We start from the raw sequence: 15,815 nt of genomic DNA on the forward strand, positions 1-15,815 counted from the left end.
GTCGGGGGCTAGAATAACCGCCATTGGCGGTTTTTGCATGGCTTCACGTCAGCTGTCATGTCATCGACATCTCGCGCTCGGCACTGGCCTTCAGCTTCTCGACCAATTGCTCCCCCCGATGGATTTCCACCATGAAACCTGCGGCCGGCAGCGGATGCCCCAGCAGGTAACCCTGCAACGAATCGCAGCCGAGTTGAGTCAGGAAGTCCTGCTGCACACCCGTCTCCACCCCTTCGGCGACGATGCGCAGCCCCAGCGCCTGGCCGAGGGCGACGATGGCCGAAACGATGGCGGCGTCATCACTGTCGTGTTCCAGGTCGCGGACAAAACCGCGGTCGATCTTCAGCTCGTTGGCCGGCAGGCGCTTGAGGTACATCAAACTCGAATAGCCAGTGCCAAAATCGTCGATGGACAGGTCGACGCCCATTTCCGACAGTTCCTGAAGCACCGTCATGCTCGCATCGGCATCGCTCATGGCCGTGGTTTCAGTGATTTCCAGGGTCAGGCTGTTGGCCGGCAGATGGTGCGTGGCCAAGGCCTTGGCGACGCTCTGCACCAACCCGGAATGACAGAACTGGATGGCTGAAAGGTTCACCGCGATGCGCCAATCGGTATAGCCCAACACGTACCATTCGCGCATCTGGCGGCAGGCTTCGTTGAGCACCCACTCGCCGATTGGGATGATCAGCCCGGTTTTTTCCGCCAGTTCGATGAACTTGTCCGGCAACAGCATCCCTTGCGTCGGGTGCTCCCAGCGCAACAAGGCTTCGGCGCCCACAGGCCGGCCATTGGCGGCGTCGAACTTGGGCTGGTAATACAGACTGAATTGCTGATGTTCCACGGCATTGCGCAGGTCCTGCAGCAATTGCAGCTGTTTGCGGGCGTTACTGTTCATCGAGACATCGAAAAAGCTGTAGCCGTTTTTACCCGCGCCCTTGGCGTGATACATCGCCGCGTCGGCGTTCATCAGCAATTCGTGGGCGGACTGCCCGTTACCCGGGTAGAGCGCGATGCCGACGCTGGCGGAAATATGCAAATCATGTTCGGCCACCCGGAACGCACGCGCGATCAACCCGACCTGATGGGCCGCGAGGTTCAAGGCGTCGATCTGTTCGCTCAATTGCACCAGCAACACGAACTCATCGCCGCCGATCCGCGCCAGGGTGTCCGGGCTGCGCAAGTCTTCGCGCAGGCGCAAGGCCACTTCACGCAACAGCAGGTCACCCATATGGTGGCCAAAGGCATCGTTGACCGGTTTGAAGCCGTCCAGATCGATGAACATCAGGGCAAAGCACCCCCCTTCTTCCCGGACCCGCGACATGGCCTGATCGATTCGATCGGCGAGCAACATCCGGTTCGGCAACCCGGTGAGGGTGTCGTGCAGGGCCAGTTGGGTCAGTTCACGGTTGGCCTCGGTCAGCGACTCGGCCAGGCTCGCGGTGCGCGCCTCCAGACGTGCATCGAGGATCGAGGTCAGCAAGGCAATGCTCAGCACCGCCAGCGTGGTGATCAGCACCAGGTTGTCCAGGCCATTGCCGCTCAATCCATTGGCCGCTGCCCCACAAAAGCTGCCGTCGGCAAAGCGTGCGGCGGCCATCCCGGTGTAGTGCATGCCGACGATGGCGATGCCCATGATCACGGCGGCGCCGCCACGGATCAGACGGACATAAGGCGTGTGCTGGCGCAGATGGAAAGCGATCGACAGTGCAGCGCCCGAAGCACCGACAGCGATCAGTAGCGAGGCGCCGAACAGCGTCGGGTCGTAGTCGATGCCCGGTTGCATGCGCATCGCGGCCATGCCGGTGTAGTGCATCGCGCTGATGCCGGCGCCCATGACCAACGCGCCAAAGGCCAGTTGCCAGGCCGGCAATTGCGGCTGGCTGACCAGCCACAGCGCAAAACCGCTGGAGAGCACGCCGATCAGCAGCGACAACAGGGTGATCGTGCCGTCGTACCCCAGGTCGATCGGCAACTTGAACGCGAGCATGCCGATAAAGTGCATCGACCAGATGCCGATGCCCATGGCAATGGCCCCGCCCGCGGTCCACACATGCACGGCGCGGCCTTTGGCGGTGGCAATGCGTCCGGTCAGGTCGAGTGCGGTGTATGAGGCGAGAATCGCTACACAGAGCGAAATGATGACCAGGGTGGGGGAGTAGCTACCGATGAGCATGGGGACTTCTCGCGAATGCCCCCTTGTTAATGGCTTTCATGCTCGGGTGGGGGCAAATGCGGCGATTGTACTGATTCCAAATGAGAACGCACCCACAAAATGAGCAAAGGGCCATCAGTCCGATGAAACGCTTGTTTTAAGGTTTTACATTAACTCGCTTGAAGCTGCTGGCGCCACAAAACCTGTGGGAGCGAGCTCGCTCCCACAGGGATTGCAGCGTGCGTTAGATTGCGCTATCGATTTTCGCTCACCTCTAGCTGCCCATCCCAGCCACCTCCCAACGCGGCAATCAACTGCAAGCTGGCAATCAAGCGGCTTTGCAACAGGTCCAGGTTGCTGCGCTCATTGCTCAGCGCCGCGGCCTGGGTCACCACCACATCAATGTACGCAATCAATCCGGCCTTGTACTGGTTCTGGGTCAGGCGCAATGATTCCCGGGCCGCGTCCAGTGCCTGTTGGCGCACGACGGCTTCGTCTTCAAGCACCTTGAGTTGCACCAGGAAGTTTTCCACTTCGCGGAATCCGTCCAGCACGGTCTGCCGGTACTTGGCCACCGTTTCGTCATAGGCCGCTTCACTGCGATCGACTTCCGCCGAGCGCTGGCCGCCGTCGAACAGGGTCATGGCCAATTGCGGTCCGACCGACCAGAAGCGGTTCGGCAGGCTGATCCAGTTGGAATAGGTGCTGCTGCTGTAACCGCCGTTCATGTTCAATGTCAGGTCGGGGTAATAGGCGGCCTTGGCCACACCAATGTTGGCGTTGGCAGCCATCACCGAACGCTCGGCGGAAGCGATGTCCGGGCGGCGCTCCAGCAACTGCGAAGGCAGGGCCGGCGGTACTTGCGGCAACTGCGGAATGTCCTGGCTTTCCGCCAGGCTGAACTCCGCCGGCGGCAGGCCGATCAGCACGGCGATGGCGTTCTCGAACTGGGCGCGTTGCCAGATCAGGTCGACCATATCGGCTTCGGTGCCTTTGAGCTGTGTCTGGGCCTGGGCCACCGCGTCCTTGCCCGAAACGCCTGCGCGGTACTGGTTCTCGGTCATCTTCAACGAACGCTGATAAGCCTCGACCGTGTCCTGGAGCAGGCGCTTCTGGCCATCGATCACCCGCAGTTGCAGGTAATTTTGCACCAGCTCCGACTGTTGACTCAGGCGCATCGCAGCCAAGTCGGCAAAGCTTGCCTGGGCATTGGCGGTGTCGGCTTCGAGGCCACGGCGCAGCTTGCCCCATACGTCCGCTTCCCAACTGACGCCCGCCTGGGCCGAGTACGTGTCGCGAATACCGCTGGACGAACTGCTCAGGCTGGAGTTGCTGCTGCCGGTGCCCTGGCTTGAACGGTTCTTGCTGACGTTCAGGTCCACCGTCGGGAAAAACGCCCCGCGTGCGCTGCGCACCAAGGCCTGGGCCTGACGGTACTGCGCTTCGGACTGGGCGACGGTCTGGTTGGACTTATTGAGTTTTTCGATCAGGTCGTTGAGCTGCCGGTCGCCATACAACTCCCACCACGCACCACGCGCCAGGGCATCGCTCGGGTTGGCCTGACGCCAACCCTCTGCGGCCTTGTACTGCACCGGCTCGGCGGTTTGCGGGCGCTGGTAATCCGGGCCGACGGCGCAGGCACTGAGCATCGCCACGCACAGTGACAGGCTCAACACACGCGAGCCTCGAGCCGTGATCAGCGGTGCAGCCAGGTTGAAAAGCGAACGTTCAGTCATAGCGGAGTTTCCAGAGCAGCATCGGTACGCACCCCACGCCATTTATTGAAGCGATGGCGCAGTTTGTCGAGATAGAGGTAAACCACCGGGGTGGTGTAAAGCGTCAGGACCTGGCTGAAGATCAGCCCGCCGATGATGGTCAGGCCCAGCGGCTGGCGCATTTCCGCCCCTTCGGCGCGGCTCAGCAGTAACGGCAAGGCACCGAGGATCGCCGCCAGGGTGGTCATCAGGATAGGACGCAAACGTTGCAGGCAGGCGCTGCGAATCGACTCCAGCGGTGCCATGCCCTGGTTTCGTTCCAGTTGTAACGCCAGGTCGATCATCAGAATCGCGTTTTTCTTCACCACGCCAATCAGCAGAAACAGCCCCAGCAACGAAATCAGGCTGAACTCGCCGCCCAGCGCATAGATCGACAGCAACGCCCCGACGCCGGCAGATGGCAAGGTCGAGAGAATCGTCAGCGGGTGAATGTAGCTTTCATACAACACACCCAATACCAGATACACCGCCACCAGTGCCCCCAGAATCATCCACGGCTGACTTTTTTGAGTCGCCGCGAAAGCGTTGGCTGTGCCGGCCATTTTCGCGATCACGTCTTCCGGCAGGCCGACCTTGGCAATCGCTCGTTCAATGGCGGCACTGCCCTGCTCCACCGTCACGCCTTCGGCCATGTCGAAGGCAATGCTTTCTGAAGCAAACTGGCCTTCGTGGCTGACCCGGTCGTTTTCGAGGCTGTTTTCGTAATGGGCAATGGTCGACAGCGGGATCCGCGCGCCATCAGCGGTGATCACCTGGACTTGCTTCAGGGTGATCGGGTCCTGGGCGTACTTCGGATTGACCTCCATCACCACCTGATACTGGTTGAGGCTGTCGTAGATGGTCGAAATCTGCCGCTGGCTGTAGGCGTTGTTCAGCACCGCCGTGACCATGTCCATGTCGACACCCAGGCGCTTGGCCTGGTCACGGTCGACGATCAGGGTCACTTGCCGGGCGCCCCGGCCTTCCCGCGCATCAATCGCCGTCAGCTCCGGCAAGGCCCTGAGCGCGGTGACGACTTTCGGATACCACTGGCGCAATGCCCCCAGATCCCCGCTCTGCAGGATGTACGAGTACTGCGAGGTGGTCTGCTCGCGACCGCCACCGAATTGCAGGTCCTGGTCTGCCATGAGCATCAGTTGTGCCCCGGGCACCTTGGGCATTTCCTTGCGCAGGCGTTCGATGACTTTCTGTGCGGAAATGCTGCGCTCCTTGATCGGCTTCAGGCGCACCAGCATGAAGGCGTTGTTGGTGCCGTTGTTACCGCCAATGAACCCGGCGACGCTTTCTACCGCCTCGTCCTTCAACACCGCGCGGCGGAAAATCTCCATCTTCGGCTGCATCACACTGAAGGACAGGCCGTCGTCGCCGCGCACGAAACCGATCAGCTGGCCGGTATCCTGCTGCGGTAAAAATGTTTTAGGAACAACTACATACAGCGCAATGTTAACGCCGATTGTAACGAACAGACTGAGTAGGGTCAGGCGCTTGTGGCGCAGCACCCAGTCGAGGCTGGTGGCGTATTTGCCGACCATCCAGTCGTTGGCCCGTCGGCTCCAGCGCTGCAGGCGGTTCTCCTGCCCCGGCGTGTGCGGCTTGAGCCAGCGGGCGCAGAGCATCGGGGTCAGCGTCAACGACACCACCAGCGAAACCACGATGGCCGCCGCCAGGGTGATGGAGAATTCGCGGAACAGGCTTTCAATGATCCCGCCCATGAACAGGATCGACAGGAACACCGCCACCAGCGACACGTTCATCGATAACAAAGTAAAGCCGACTTCCTGGGCACCGAGGTACGCGGCCCGCATCGGCCGCACCCCTTCGTCGATGTGCCGGGAAATGTTCTCCAGCACCACGATGGCATCGTCCACCACCAGCCCGGTGGCCAGGATCAGCGCCATCAGCGACAGGTTGTTCAGCGAAAAGCCGTAGAGGTACATCACGGCAAAGGTGCCGACCAGCGACACCGGCACCGCCAGGGTCGGGATCAGTGAGGCGCGGAAGTTACCGAGGAACAGGAACACCACCAGGATCACCAGCGCCACGGCGATCAGCAGGGTCATTTCCGCTTCGTGCAACGTGGCCTTGATCACCGGCGAACGGTCCATGGCCAGGTTCAGCTTGACGCTGGCCGGCAGCACCGCCTGCAACGCCGGCAACTGCGCCTTGATCTCGTTGACCGTCTCGATGATGTTGGCGCCGGCCTGTCGGTTGATCACCAGCAGTACCGCCGCGTCATCGTTGAAGAAACCGCTGTTGTAGCGGTCCTCGACGCCATCGCTGACCTTGGCCACATCCTTCAGGCGCAGGGCTGCGCCGCCGTTGTAGTGGATGATCAGCGACTCGTAGTCCTTGGCTTTTTCCAGCTGATCATTGGCCTGGACCTGCCACAGCCGTTGATCGTCTTCCACCGAGCCCTTGGGCCGGCGCACGTTGGCATTGGCGATAGTGTTGCGCACATCGTCCAGGGCCACGCCGTACTGGTTCAGCGACTGCGGTTCGAGCTCGATACGTACTGCCGGCAGCGAACTGCCGCCGATCTGCACCTCGCCAACGCCCTGCACCTGGGACAGGCTCTGGGACAGGATCGTCGAGGCCAGGTCATAGAGCTGGCCTTTTTCCAGCACATCCGACGTCAGCGACAGCACCATGATCGGCGCCTGGGACGGGTTGACCTTCTTGTAGGTGGGCATGCTGCGCATCCCGCTCGGCAGCAGGGTGCGTGAGGCGTTGATGGCCGCCTGCACTTCCCGCGCCGCGCCGTTGATGTCGCGGTCCAGGTCGAATTGCAGGATCACCCGGGTCGAACCCTGGCTGGAGCGACTGCTCATGGTGTTGACCCCGGCAATGCTGCCGAAGGAGCGTTCCAGCGGTGTGGCCACCGTCGACGCCATCACCTCGGGGCTGGCCCCGGGCAGGCTGGCCTGGACCACGATCACCGGAAAGTCCATTTGCGGCAGCGGCGACACGGGCAGCAAACCGAAGCTCACGCCGCCCAGCAGCATGATCGCCAGGCTCAGCAACATGGTCGCCACCGGGCGCTTGATGAAAGGTCCCGAAAGGTTCATGGCTGCTCTACCGCTTCCACGGACTCAGGCTTGCGGCCCCAGCGCCGACCGAGACGGTCGAAATACAGGTAAATCACAGGCGTAGTGAACAACGTCAGAATCTGGCTCAATAACAGGCCGCCGACCATCACCAACCCCAGCGGCTGGCGCAGTTCCGCGCCGGAACCGGTGGCCAGCATCAACGGCACGGCACCGAACAGCGCGGCCAGGGTGGTCATCAGGATCGGCCGGAAACGCAGCAAGGCCGCCTGATAGATCGCCGTCTGCGGGTCCATGCCCTGGTTGCGCTCGGCGTCGAGGGCGAAGTCGATCATCATGATCGCGTTCTTCTTCACGATGCCGATCAGCAGAATGATGCCGATGATCGCGATCATGCCCAGGTCGTTGCCGCTGAGGATCAACGCCAGCAAGGCGCCCACCGCCGCCGACGGCAAGGTCGAGAGAATGGTGATCGGGTGGATGTAGCTCTCGTAGAGCACGCCCAGCACGATGTACATGGTCACCACCGCCGCCAGGATCAGCAGCAAGGTGCTCGACAACGACGCCTGGAAAGCTTCGGCCGCGCCCTGGAACTGGGTCTGCACGCCAATCGGCATGCCGATGTCCTTCTGCACCTGCTCGATAATCTCAACCGCATGCCCCAGCGCTACGCCGGGCGCCAGGTTGAAGGACATCATCACCGCCGGGAACTGGCCGATGTGGGTGATCGCCAGTTGCGCCTGGCGCTCTTCGATGCGCGCCAGGCTGGACAGGCGCACCTGCCCGCCATCGGTGGTCTTGACGTGAATCTGGTTCAACGCATCCGGACCGATCTTCTCGCCGGACTGCGATTGCAGCACCACGCGGTACTGACTGGCCTGGGTGTAGATCGTGGAAATCTGCCGCTGACCGAAGGCGTCGTACAGCGCATCGGTGATGTTCGACACCGATACACCAACCCGCGACGCCGCATCGCGGTCGATCACCAGGTAGACCTGCAAGCCCTTGTCCTGCAAATCGCTGGCAACATCGGTCAATTCCGGCCGGACGGCCAGGGCCTCCACCAGACGCCCGCTCCACAGGCTGAGCAACTCCGAATCCGGCGACGACATGCTGAACTGGTACTGTGTGCGGCTGACCCGGTCTTCGATGGTCAGGTCCTGCACCGGCTGCATGAACAGGCGGATGCCGACCAGCTTGTCCAGTTCCGGTTGCAGGCGGGCAATCACTTGCGTGGCGCTCAGGTCGCGGTCGTGGTGCGACTTGAGGTTGATCAGCAACCGACCGCTGTTGAGGGTCGAGTTGTCGCCATCCACGCCAATGTAGGAGGACAGGCTCTCGACCGCCGGATCGGCCAGGATGACCTTGGCCAGTTCCTGCTGGCGCTCGCTCATCGCGGCGAAGGAAATCGATTGCGGCGCTTCGGAAATGCCCTGGATAACGCCGGTGTCCTGCACCGGGAAGAAGCCCTTGGGCACCACCATGTACAGGAATACCGTCAGCGCCAAAGTGCCAATGGCCACCATCAAGGTCAGCGGCTGGTGCTTGAGCACCCACTGCAACTTGCGTCCGTAGGCGGCGATCATCCAGTCGATGAATGCGCCGCTGGCACGGTAGAAGCGGCCCTGCTCTGCTTCCTTGGGTTCACGCTTGAGCAACCGCGCGCACATCATCGGCGTCAGGGTCAGGGAAACCACCAGGGAAATCAGGATCGCCACCGCGAGCGTAATGGCGAACTCGCGGAATAGCCGCCCGACCACATCCGCCATGAACAGCAGCGGGATCAGCACGGCGATCAGCGACAACGTCAGGGAGATCAGGGTGAAACCGATCTGCTTGGCGCCCTTGAGCGCCGCGTTCAGCGGGCTGTCGCCCTCCTCGATAAAGCGCGCAATGTTCTCCAGCATGACGATCGCATCGTCCACCACGAAACCGGTGGCGATGGTCAGGGCCATCAGGGTCAGGTTGTTGACCGAGAACCCGGCCAGGTACATCACGCCGAACGTACCGATCAGCGACAGCGGTACGGCCACCGATGGAATGATCGTGGCACTGGCGCGACGCAGGAACAGGAAGGTGACCATGACCACCAGGGCGATGGCGATCAGCAATTCGTGCTGCACGTCCTTGACCGAGGCGCGGATGGTCTGGGTGCGGTCGGTCAGCACCACCACGTCGAGACCGGCCGGCAGGTTATCGGTGATGCTCGGCAGCAGGGCCTTGATCCGGTCCACCACCTCGATGACGTTGGCACCGGGCTGACGCTGGATGTTCAGCAGTACGGCCTGGTTCTCGTTGGCCCACGCAGCGAGCCGCTCGTTCTCGGCACCGTCGACAATTTCTGCGACGTCCTTGAGTCGCAACGGTGCGCCGTTGGCGTAGGCCAGGATCAGGTTGGCGTAGTCCTTGGGCGACGTCAGTTGATCGTTGGCATCGAGCATCGAGACCCGGGTCGGGCCGTCGAAGTTGCCCTTGGGCTGGTTGACGTTGGAGGCGCCGATCAGGGTGCGCACGTCCGACAGGTTCAGGCCATTGGCGGCCAGGGCCTCGGGGTTGACCTTGATCCGCACTGCCTGGCGTTGGCCACCGGCAATGCTGACCATGCCGACGCCGCTGATCTGGGCGATTTTCTGCGCCATGCGCGTATCGACCAAGTCATTGAGCTTGGGCAACAGCATGGTCTTGGAGGTGATGGCCAAGGTCAGCACCGGCGTATCGGCCGGGTTGACCTTGTTGTACACCGGCGGCGCCGGCAGGTCCTTGGGCAACAGGTTGGTGGCGGCGTTGATCGCTGCCTGCACCTGCTGCTCGGCCACGTCCATATTGATGTCGAGGCTGAAACGCAGGGTCAGCACCGACGCGCCGCCGGAACTGGTGGAGGCCATTTGCGTCAGGCCGGGCATCTGCCCGAACTGCCGCTCAAGCGGCGCGGTCACCGCGCTGGTCATGACATCCGGGCTGGCGCCGGGGTACAGGGTCATGACGCGAATGGTCGGGTAATCGACCTGGGGCAATGCCGACACCGGCAGCAGCCGATAGGCGATCACGCCGGCCAGGATAATCGCCAGCATGCTCAGGGTGGTGGCTACCGGGCGAAGGATGAACAGCCGCGAGAGATTCATGCGCCGTCCTTTTTCGCCTTGTCAGTGGTCGCAGGCTCAGCCGCGTTGGTCGCCGACTTGCCTTGCAGGTGTTCGGTTGGTGTCGTCGGCACGTCCTGGCTGTCATTGACCACCTCCACGTCGCTGCCGTCCTTCAGGCGGTCGGTACCCTCCAACACGACCCGCTCGCCCGCCGACAGGCCTTCGGTGACCACGGTGTTCACGCCGTCACTGGCGCCGATTTTCAACTGACGGATCTTGACCTTCTTGTCACCGTCCAGGGCATAGGCGAACGTGCCGTTCGTACCGAACTGGATCGCGGCGGAAGGCGCCAGTACTACGTCTTTGAGGGTGTCGGCCAACAGGCGCACATTGACGAACTGGTTGGGGAACAGCGACTGATCGCGGTTCTCGTAACGGGCCTTGAATTTCAGGGTGCCGGTGGTGACGTCGATCTGGTTGTCCAGGCTCTGCAGCACGCCAGTGGCTTGCAATTTGGTATCACCGCGATCCCAGGCTTCAGCCGGCAGTTTGGCGCCGCTGCGATAACGGGCCAGCACCGTGTCGAGGCTGTTTTCCGGGAGGGTGAAGGCCACGCTTATCGGTTGGGTCTGGGTGATGATCGCCAATGCGGTGGTGTCGTTGGCCGCTACCAGGTTGCCGACGTCCAGTTGACGCAGGCCGACGCGACCGGTGATCGGTGCGCGGATCCGGGTGAATTCGAGGTTGAGCTTGGCGTCGTTGACCGCCGCCTGATTGGTCTTGACCGTGCCCTGGAACTGACCGACCAGCGCTTCGGCGGTGTCCAGGGTCTGTTTGGCAATACTGTCTTCGCGGTACAGGCCGCGATAGCGCTCGACGTCGACCTGGGCGTTTTTCAGCTGCGCCTGATTCTGCAGCAAGGTGCCTTCGGCCTGGAGCAAGGCGTTCTGGTATGGGCGTGGGTCGATTTCGGCCAGCAGGTCGCCGGCCTTGACCATCTGCCCTTCTTCGAAATAGATCTTGACCAGCTCACCGCCGACGCGGCTGCGGACATTGATGGTGTTCAGCGCCGTGACCGTGCCCAGCGCCTTGAAATACAGCGGGAAATCCCCCTTGACCGCCGGCGCCACTCGCACCGGTACCGGTCCGGACGCGCCACCGAATCCAGGTCGCATCCCGCCTGACCTGCCGGTTTGCCCGGCGACGGCTTTCTGCCCCGCAGCCTCTTTGGGTGCAGCGCTGCCGGGCCAGAATTTCCAGCACAGGGCGGCGATGACCAACAGGACAAGCAGGCCGAACAGCCAGCGACGAGGACTACGGGAAGCGGAGGATTGCATTGAGTGATCAACCATTGGGCGCGTGGGCTTTTTTACATGAGGCTGAACGATAAGCACTGGCGAGTTTTAAGCAAAGCGCCTTTACCGGCAATTTACCTTTGGCTTACGTAACAGGAGTTTTGTGTAAGACACTGAAGCACAAATGAAAACGGCCTGGACAGAGCCAGGCCGTTAATAAGTGTAAAGCTACGCTTATTTCAGAACAGCAAGTGCCGCTTCGTAGTTCGGCTCGTCAGCGATTTCGCCAACCAGTTCGCTGTGCAGCACGTTGTCGTTTTCGTCCAGAACCACCACGGCACGGGCGGTCAGGCCTTTGAGCGGGCCTTCGGCGATGGCAACGCCATAGTTCTGGATGAACTCGGCACCGCGCAGGGTCGACAGGTTCTGTACGTTCTCCAGGCCTTCGGCGCCGCAGAAGCGGGCTTGGGCGAACGGCAGGTCAGCGGAGATGCACAGTACGACAGTGTTGTCGACGCTGCCGGCCTTGGCGTTGAACTGGCGCACGGAGGTGGCGCAGGTCGGAGTGTCGATGCTTGGGAAGATGTTCAGTACTTTGCGCTTGCCGGCAAAGTCTTTCAGGGTGACGTCGGACAGATTGCCGGCAACCAGGGAAAAGGCTGGCGCCTTGGAACCGGCTTGAGGCAGTTGACCGTTGACTTGAACCGGGTTGCCTTTAAGAGTGACTTGAGCCATGAACGGAGTCCTTCTGAACGTTGTGGTGGAGAATTTTGACGAGGCCGAAGTTAACCATGAAATTGTCCTACGACCTACGGTCAAACATAAATTGTCATGTAACAAGGCACAAAACTGGATACAACCTACAAATCTGTGGGAGCAAGCCTGCGCCCACAGGGTTCGTGTGTTCGCCGAACAAGTCGGCAAAAGTACAGAGTACGCCCTCACCCGCCGCCACCTGATGTTCATGACGAAAGGCACGGGACTCGTCATCGACGAAAACTTTTGTTAACACTCTGTCGAATTGCTCCAGCGTCGTTCGACTATAAATCGAGCCACTCAACTGCAACGGAGACGAAACCATGCGATTCATGATCATCATCAAGGCCAGTCAGGATTCCGAAGCCGGCGTGATGCCCAGCCAGGAACTGCTGACGGCCATGGGCAACTACAACGAAGAACTGGTCAAGGCCGGCATCATGCTCGCGGGCGAAGGCCTGCACCCGAGCAGCAAGGGCGCACGGGTAAAATTTTCCGGTGACAAACACACGGTAATCGACGGTCCCTTCATCGAAACCAAGGAACTGATTGCCGGTTTCTGGTTGTGGAAAGTGAAGTCCAGGGAAGAAGCCATCGAATGGGTCAAGCGCTGCCCTAAACCGATGCCGGGCACCGAGGCCGAGATCGAGATTCGTCAGGTGTTTGAAGCCGAAGATTTTGGTGCCGAGTTCACGCCGGAACTGCGCGAGCAAGAAGAGCGTGTGTGGGAGCAGGCAAAGAAAAACTGAACCCCCGGCAGGGGCGAGCCTGCTCGGGATAATGCCGATCAGTCGCCCCTGTTTATTGGTTGCTAACCGCATGCGCAAGCGCGCTCGGTCCCACCGGAATATTGCCTGCACCCACAGCCCCCATCCTCCCCCGACTTATCACCTCCAGACGGCAACCCCTTGTTTCGTATTAACTTCTTAGTACACAAAAAACAACGAGAACCTGCACACAAAACGAAAGAATTAACTCATTCGACTGGCCAACTCATGTTTAGATGCTTAACTCTATCTGACGTGTCCTACGGCTCGTTCAGAAAGGTATTACGGAGTAACGGCCAAAAATAAGGCCGAGTACCCAATGAGCCACCAGGGAATCGGGGGAATCATGTCGAAAAATATGGAGATGCGCGCCTATCTTTTGGCGAGTCTGCATACGCCATTCTTTTATACCCGGGCACACCCCGACACCCCCTCCAACCTGTCGCCCGCCGCAAGGTATTTGGCTGACACGCCTTTCTTTCCTGCGCTCCACTCCATCCGGATTGAGCGCCCGCGACGCCCTCAATGTGTTCACCGAACGACTGCCGCACCCGCAGCACAGGCCATAAGGACCAATCCATGAACGTTGCCCTTCGCGCAACCAGCTTCAGCCTGATTGCCCTGAGTACCAGCACCTGGGCTGATTTTACGGCCACACCCGACGAAGCCCGGGCCATTGCCAAGGAAGCCTATTTGTACGGCTTCCCGGTAGTGGAGATGTACAAGACGCTCTACACCCAGGCCGTGGACAAGAAGAGCCCGAACTTCAAGGCGCCGTTCAACCAGATCGGCAACACCGCCAAGGCCTTCACCGCCAAGGACACCGCGTTTGTCACGCCGAACGCCGACACGCCCTACTCCTTTGTCTGGATGGACTTGCGCGCCGAGCCACTGGTACTGACCCTGCCGCCGATCGAAGAGCATCGTTATTACTCGGTGCAACTGATCGACGCCTATACGCAGAACTTTGCGTACCTGGGCACCCGCAGCACTGGCAACAATGGCGGGCATTTCATGATCGCCGGGCCCAACTGGCAGGGCCAGCAACCGCTGAACATCGACCGTTTGCTGCGCAGTGAAAGCAACATCGCCTATGCGCTGTACCGCACACAACTGTTCGATGAGAAGGATCTGGCCAAGGTCAAGCAGATCCAGAAGGGTTACAAGGTTGAAACCCTGAGTCATTACGACAAACACAAAGCGCCGGCCGCCGCACCAAAGATCGACTGGCCAAAACCCACGCCGACCATGAGCGAAACCCCGGACCTGTTCCGCTACCTGAATTTCATGCTGGCGTTCGCCCCGGCCCAGGACGTGGAAAAGGACCTGTTGGCGCGCTTCGCCAAAATCGGTATCGAGGCCGGCAAGCCTTTCAACGTGAACACACTCAGCGCCGAGCAGCGTAAAGCGCTGGAGGACGGCATCAGCGATGCCAAGGCCGGGTTTGCCGAATTCAAGAAAACCAAAGTCGATACCCACGAGATCACCAGCGGTGATTTCTTCGGCACCCGCGATCACCTCAAGGGCAATTACCTGTACCGCTATGCCGGCGCCAACATGGGGATTTTCGGCAACTCCGCCGAAGAGGCGAACTACATCGGTTACTTCGTCGACAAGGACGGCAAACCGGTCGACGCCTCGAAAAATGACTACACCCTGCATTTCGACAAGGGCGCCCTGCCCCCGGCCGATGCGTTCTGGTCCCTGACTATGTACGACGGCAAGAACAAGCTGCTGGTGGCCAACCCGCTCAACCGCTACCTGATCAACTCGCGCATGCTGCCTGACCTCAAGCTCGATGCCGATGGCGGCCTGACGCTGTACGTGCAGCACAAGGCGCCGGCCAAAGACCTGCAAAGCAATTGGCTGCCCGCTCCGAATGGACCGTTCTACGGGATATTGCGCCTGTATTTGCCAAAACCGGAAGTCAGCAACGGCGAATGGAAAATGCCGCTGTTGAACCCCGTCACTCAAAAACAATAAGTGGAGTCAGTCATGATCAGGCCTTTCGTAGTGCGCCCCCTGTTGGCGCTGTGCATGGTCAGCGGCAGTCCGTTGGTACTGGCGGCCGAGGGTGGCGTCGGACGGCCGATTACCGGCCAGCAAGTGTTCTCCAATGCCGGGATCGTGCCCCCGGAGCCGGGTTGGGTCATGTCCCTGACCAGCATCTGGTATGACGGCGATCTCAAGGGCAACGCCCAGGTGCCGATCGTGGGTGCCCTGAGTACCGGGCTGGACATGAAAGTGTCCTACACCATGGCCAACTTCACCCATGTCTGGGACACCGGCAAGGGGCGCTGGAATTACGCCTCGGCCATCGGCGTGCCGGTGCAGTACACCGACATCACCGCGAGCGTCACCGGCCCTCGCGGCAGAACCCTCGGTTCTTCGGACACCGGCACCCAGTTCGCCGACATGCTGGTGACACCGATTGCCGCTGGCTACCACTTCGACGAACTCAACCACATCGCGTTCTCGCTGCCGATCTACGTGCCGACCGGCGCGTACAACGACGATCGCCTGGCCAACCCCGGGCAGAACAATTACACCTTCATGCCTACCGTGGCGTTCACTCATCTGGACGGCAAGGGCGGCGAATTCACGCTGTCGAGCGGCCTGGAGTTCTACACCGAGAACGACGCCACCGATTATCGCAACGGCAACATCTACACCCTCGATGCGCTGTGGACCCACGGCTTTGGCAATGGCTGGAACGCCGGTATCGCAGCCGGTTACATCCAGCAAATCACCGATGACTCGGGGTCGGGTGCCGACAGCGGCTTCCGCGGACGTTCGGTGGGTGCCGGCCCGACAGTGGGCTGGAGTGGCAAGTTCGCCGACGCCCAGGCCAACTTCAATGCGCGCTGGGTGCCAGAGTTCGATACCAAGAACCGCCCTGAAGGCAATGGTTTAAGCGTCAACATGACCCTGGCGTTTTTCTAG

At 60.9% G+C, this 15,815-nt stretch carries 10 protein-coding genes; 4 read left to right on the forward strand and 6 right to left on the reverse strand.

The annotated features are described in order from the left end of the window. Positions 1-55 precede the first annotated feature (55 nt). From AC3ITY_RS18235 to tpx, 6 genes are all read right to left on the reverse strand, one after another. Complete coding sequence (locus AC3ITY_RS18235) at positions 56-2,173, reverse strand: putative bifunctional diguanylate cyclase/phosphodiesterase (protein ID WP_489304246.1); 2,118 nt, start codon at positions 2,171-2,173, stop codon at positions 56-58. 233 nt (positions 2,174-2,406) lie between these two features. Then, on the reverse strand, positions 2,407-3,888 hold the full coding sequence (locus AC3ITY_RS18240; RefSeq protein WP_489304247.1) for an efflux transporter outer membrane subunit: 1,482 nt from the start codon (positions 3,886-3,888) through the stop codon (positions 2,407-2,409). Next, complete coding sequence (locus AC3ITY_RS18245) at positions 3,885-6,992, reverse strand: efflux RND transporter permease subunit (protein ID WP_489304248.1); 3,108 nt, start codon at positions 6,990-6,992, stop codon at positions 3,885-3,887. The genes AC3ITY_RS18240 and AC3ITY_RS18245 overlap by 4 nt, the downstream gene beginning before the upstream one ends. Then, positions 6,989-10,093 carry an MdtB/MuxB family multidrug efflux RND transporter permease subunit gene (locus tag AC3ITY_RS18250; RefSeq protein ID WP_489304249.1) on the reverse strand — a complete coding sequence of 1,035 codons (3,105 nt, stop codon included), beginning with the start codon at positions 10,091-10,093 and terminating at the stop codon, positions 6,989-6,991. Before AC3ITY_RS18250 ends, AC3ITY_RS18245 begins: the two co-directional genes overlap by 4 nt. Continuing rightward, positions 10,090-11,406, reverse strand: a complete 1,317-nt coding sequence (locus tag AC3ITY_RS18255; RefSeq protein ID WP_489304250.1) for an MdtA/MuxA family multidrug efflux RND transporter periplasmic adaptor subunit — start codon at positions 11,404-11,406, stop codon at positions 10,090-10,092. Before AC3ITY_RS18255 ends, AC3ITY_RS18250 begins: the two co-directional genes overlap by 4 nt. 177 nt (positions 11,407-11,583) lie before the next feature. Then, a complete protein-coding gene (gene tpx / locus AC3ITY_RS18260; RefSeq protein ID WP_477774448.1) occupies positions 11,584-12,084 on the reverse strand; it encodes a thiol peroxidase in 501 nt (166 codons plus the stop codon). Between tpx and AC3ITY_RS18265 the strand changes: the two genes are divergently transcribed. The 4 genes from AC3ITY_RS18265 (at position 12,083) to AC3ITY_RS18280 (ending at position 15,815) form a co-directional block, all read left to right on the forward strand. Beyond that, complete coding sequence (locus tag AC3ITY_RS18265) at positions 12,083-12,358, forward strand: hypothetical protein (protein WP_489304251.1); 276 nt, start codon at positions 12,083-12,085, stop codon at positions 12,356-12,358. The two genes, tpx and AC3ITY_RS18265, sit on opposite strands and share 2 nt — an antisense overlap. A 70-nt stretch (positions 12,359-12,428) precedes the next feature. Then, entirely contained in the window at positions 12,429-12,854 is a 426-nt protein-coding gene (locus AC3ITY_RS18270) for a YciI family protein (RefSeq protein WP_489304252.1), read from the forward strand. 597 nt (positions 12,855-13,451) lie between these two features. Beyond that, complete coding sequence (locus AC3ITY_RS18275) at positions 13,452-14,855, forward strand: DUF1254 domain-containing protein (RefSeq protein WP_489304253.1); 1,404 nt, start codon at positions 13,452-13,454, stop codon at positions 14,853-14,855. A 12-nt stretch (positions 14,856-14,867) separates the two neighbouring features. Beyond that, a complete protein-coding gene (locus AC3ITY_RS18280; RefSeq protein WP_489304254.1) occupies positions 14,868-15,815 on the forward strand; it encodes a SphA family protein in 948 nt (315 codons plus the stop codon).

Source organism: Pseudomonas sp. GL_091 (genome assembly GCF_057837725.1).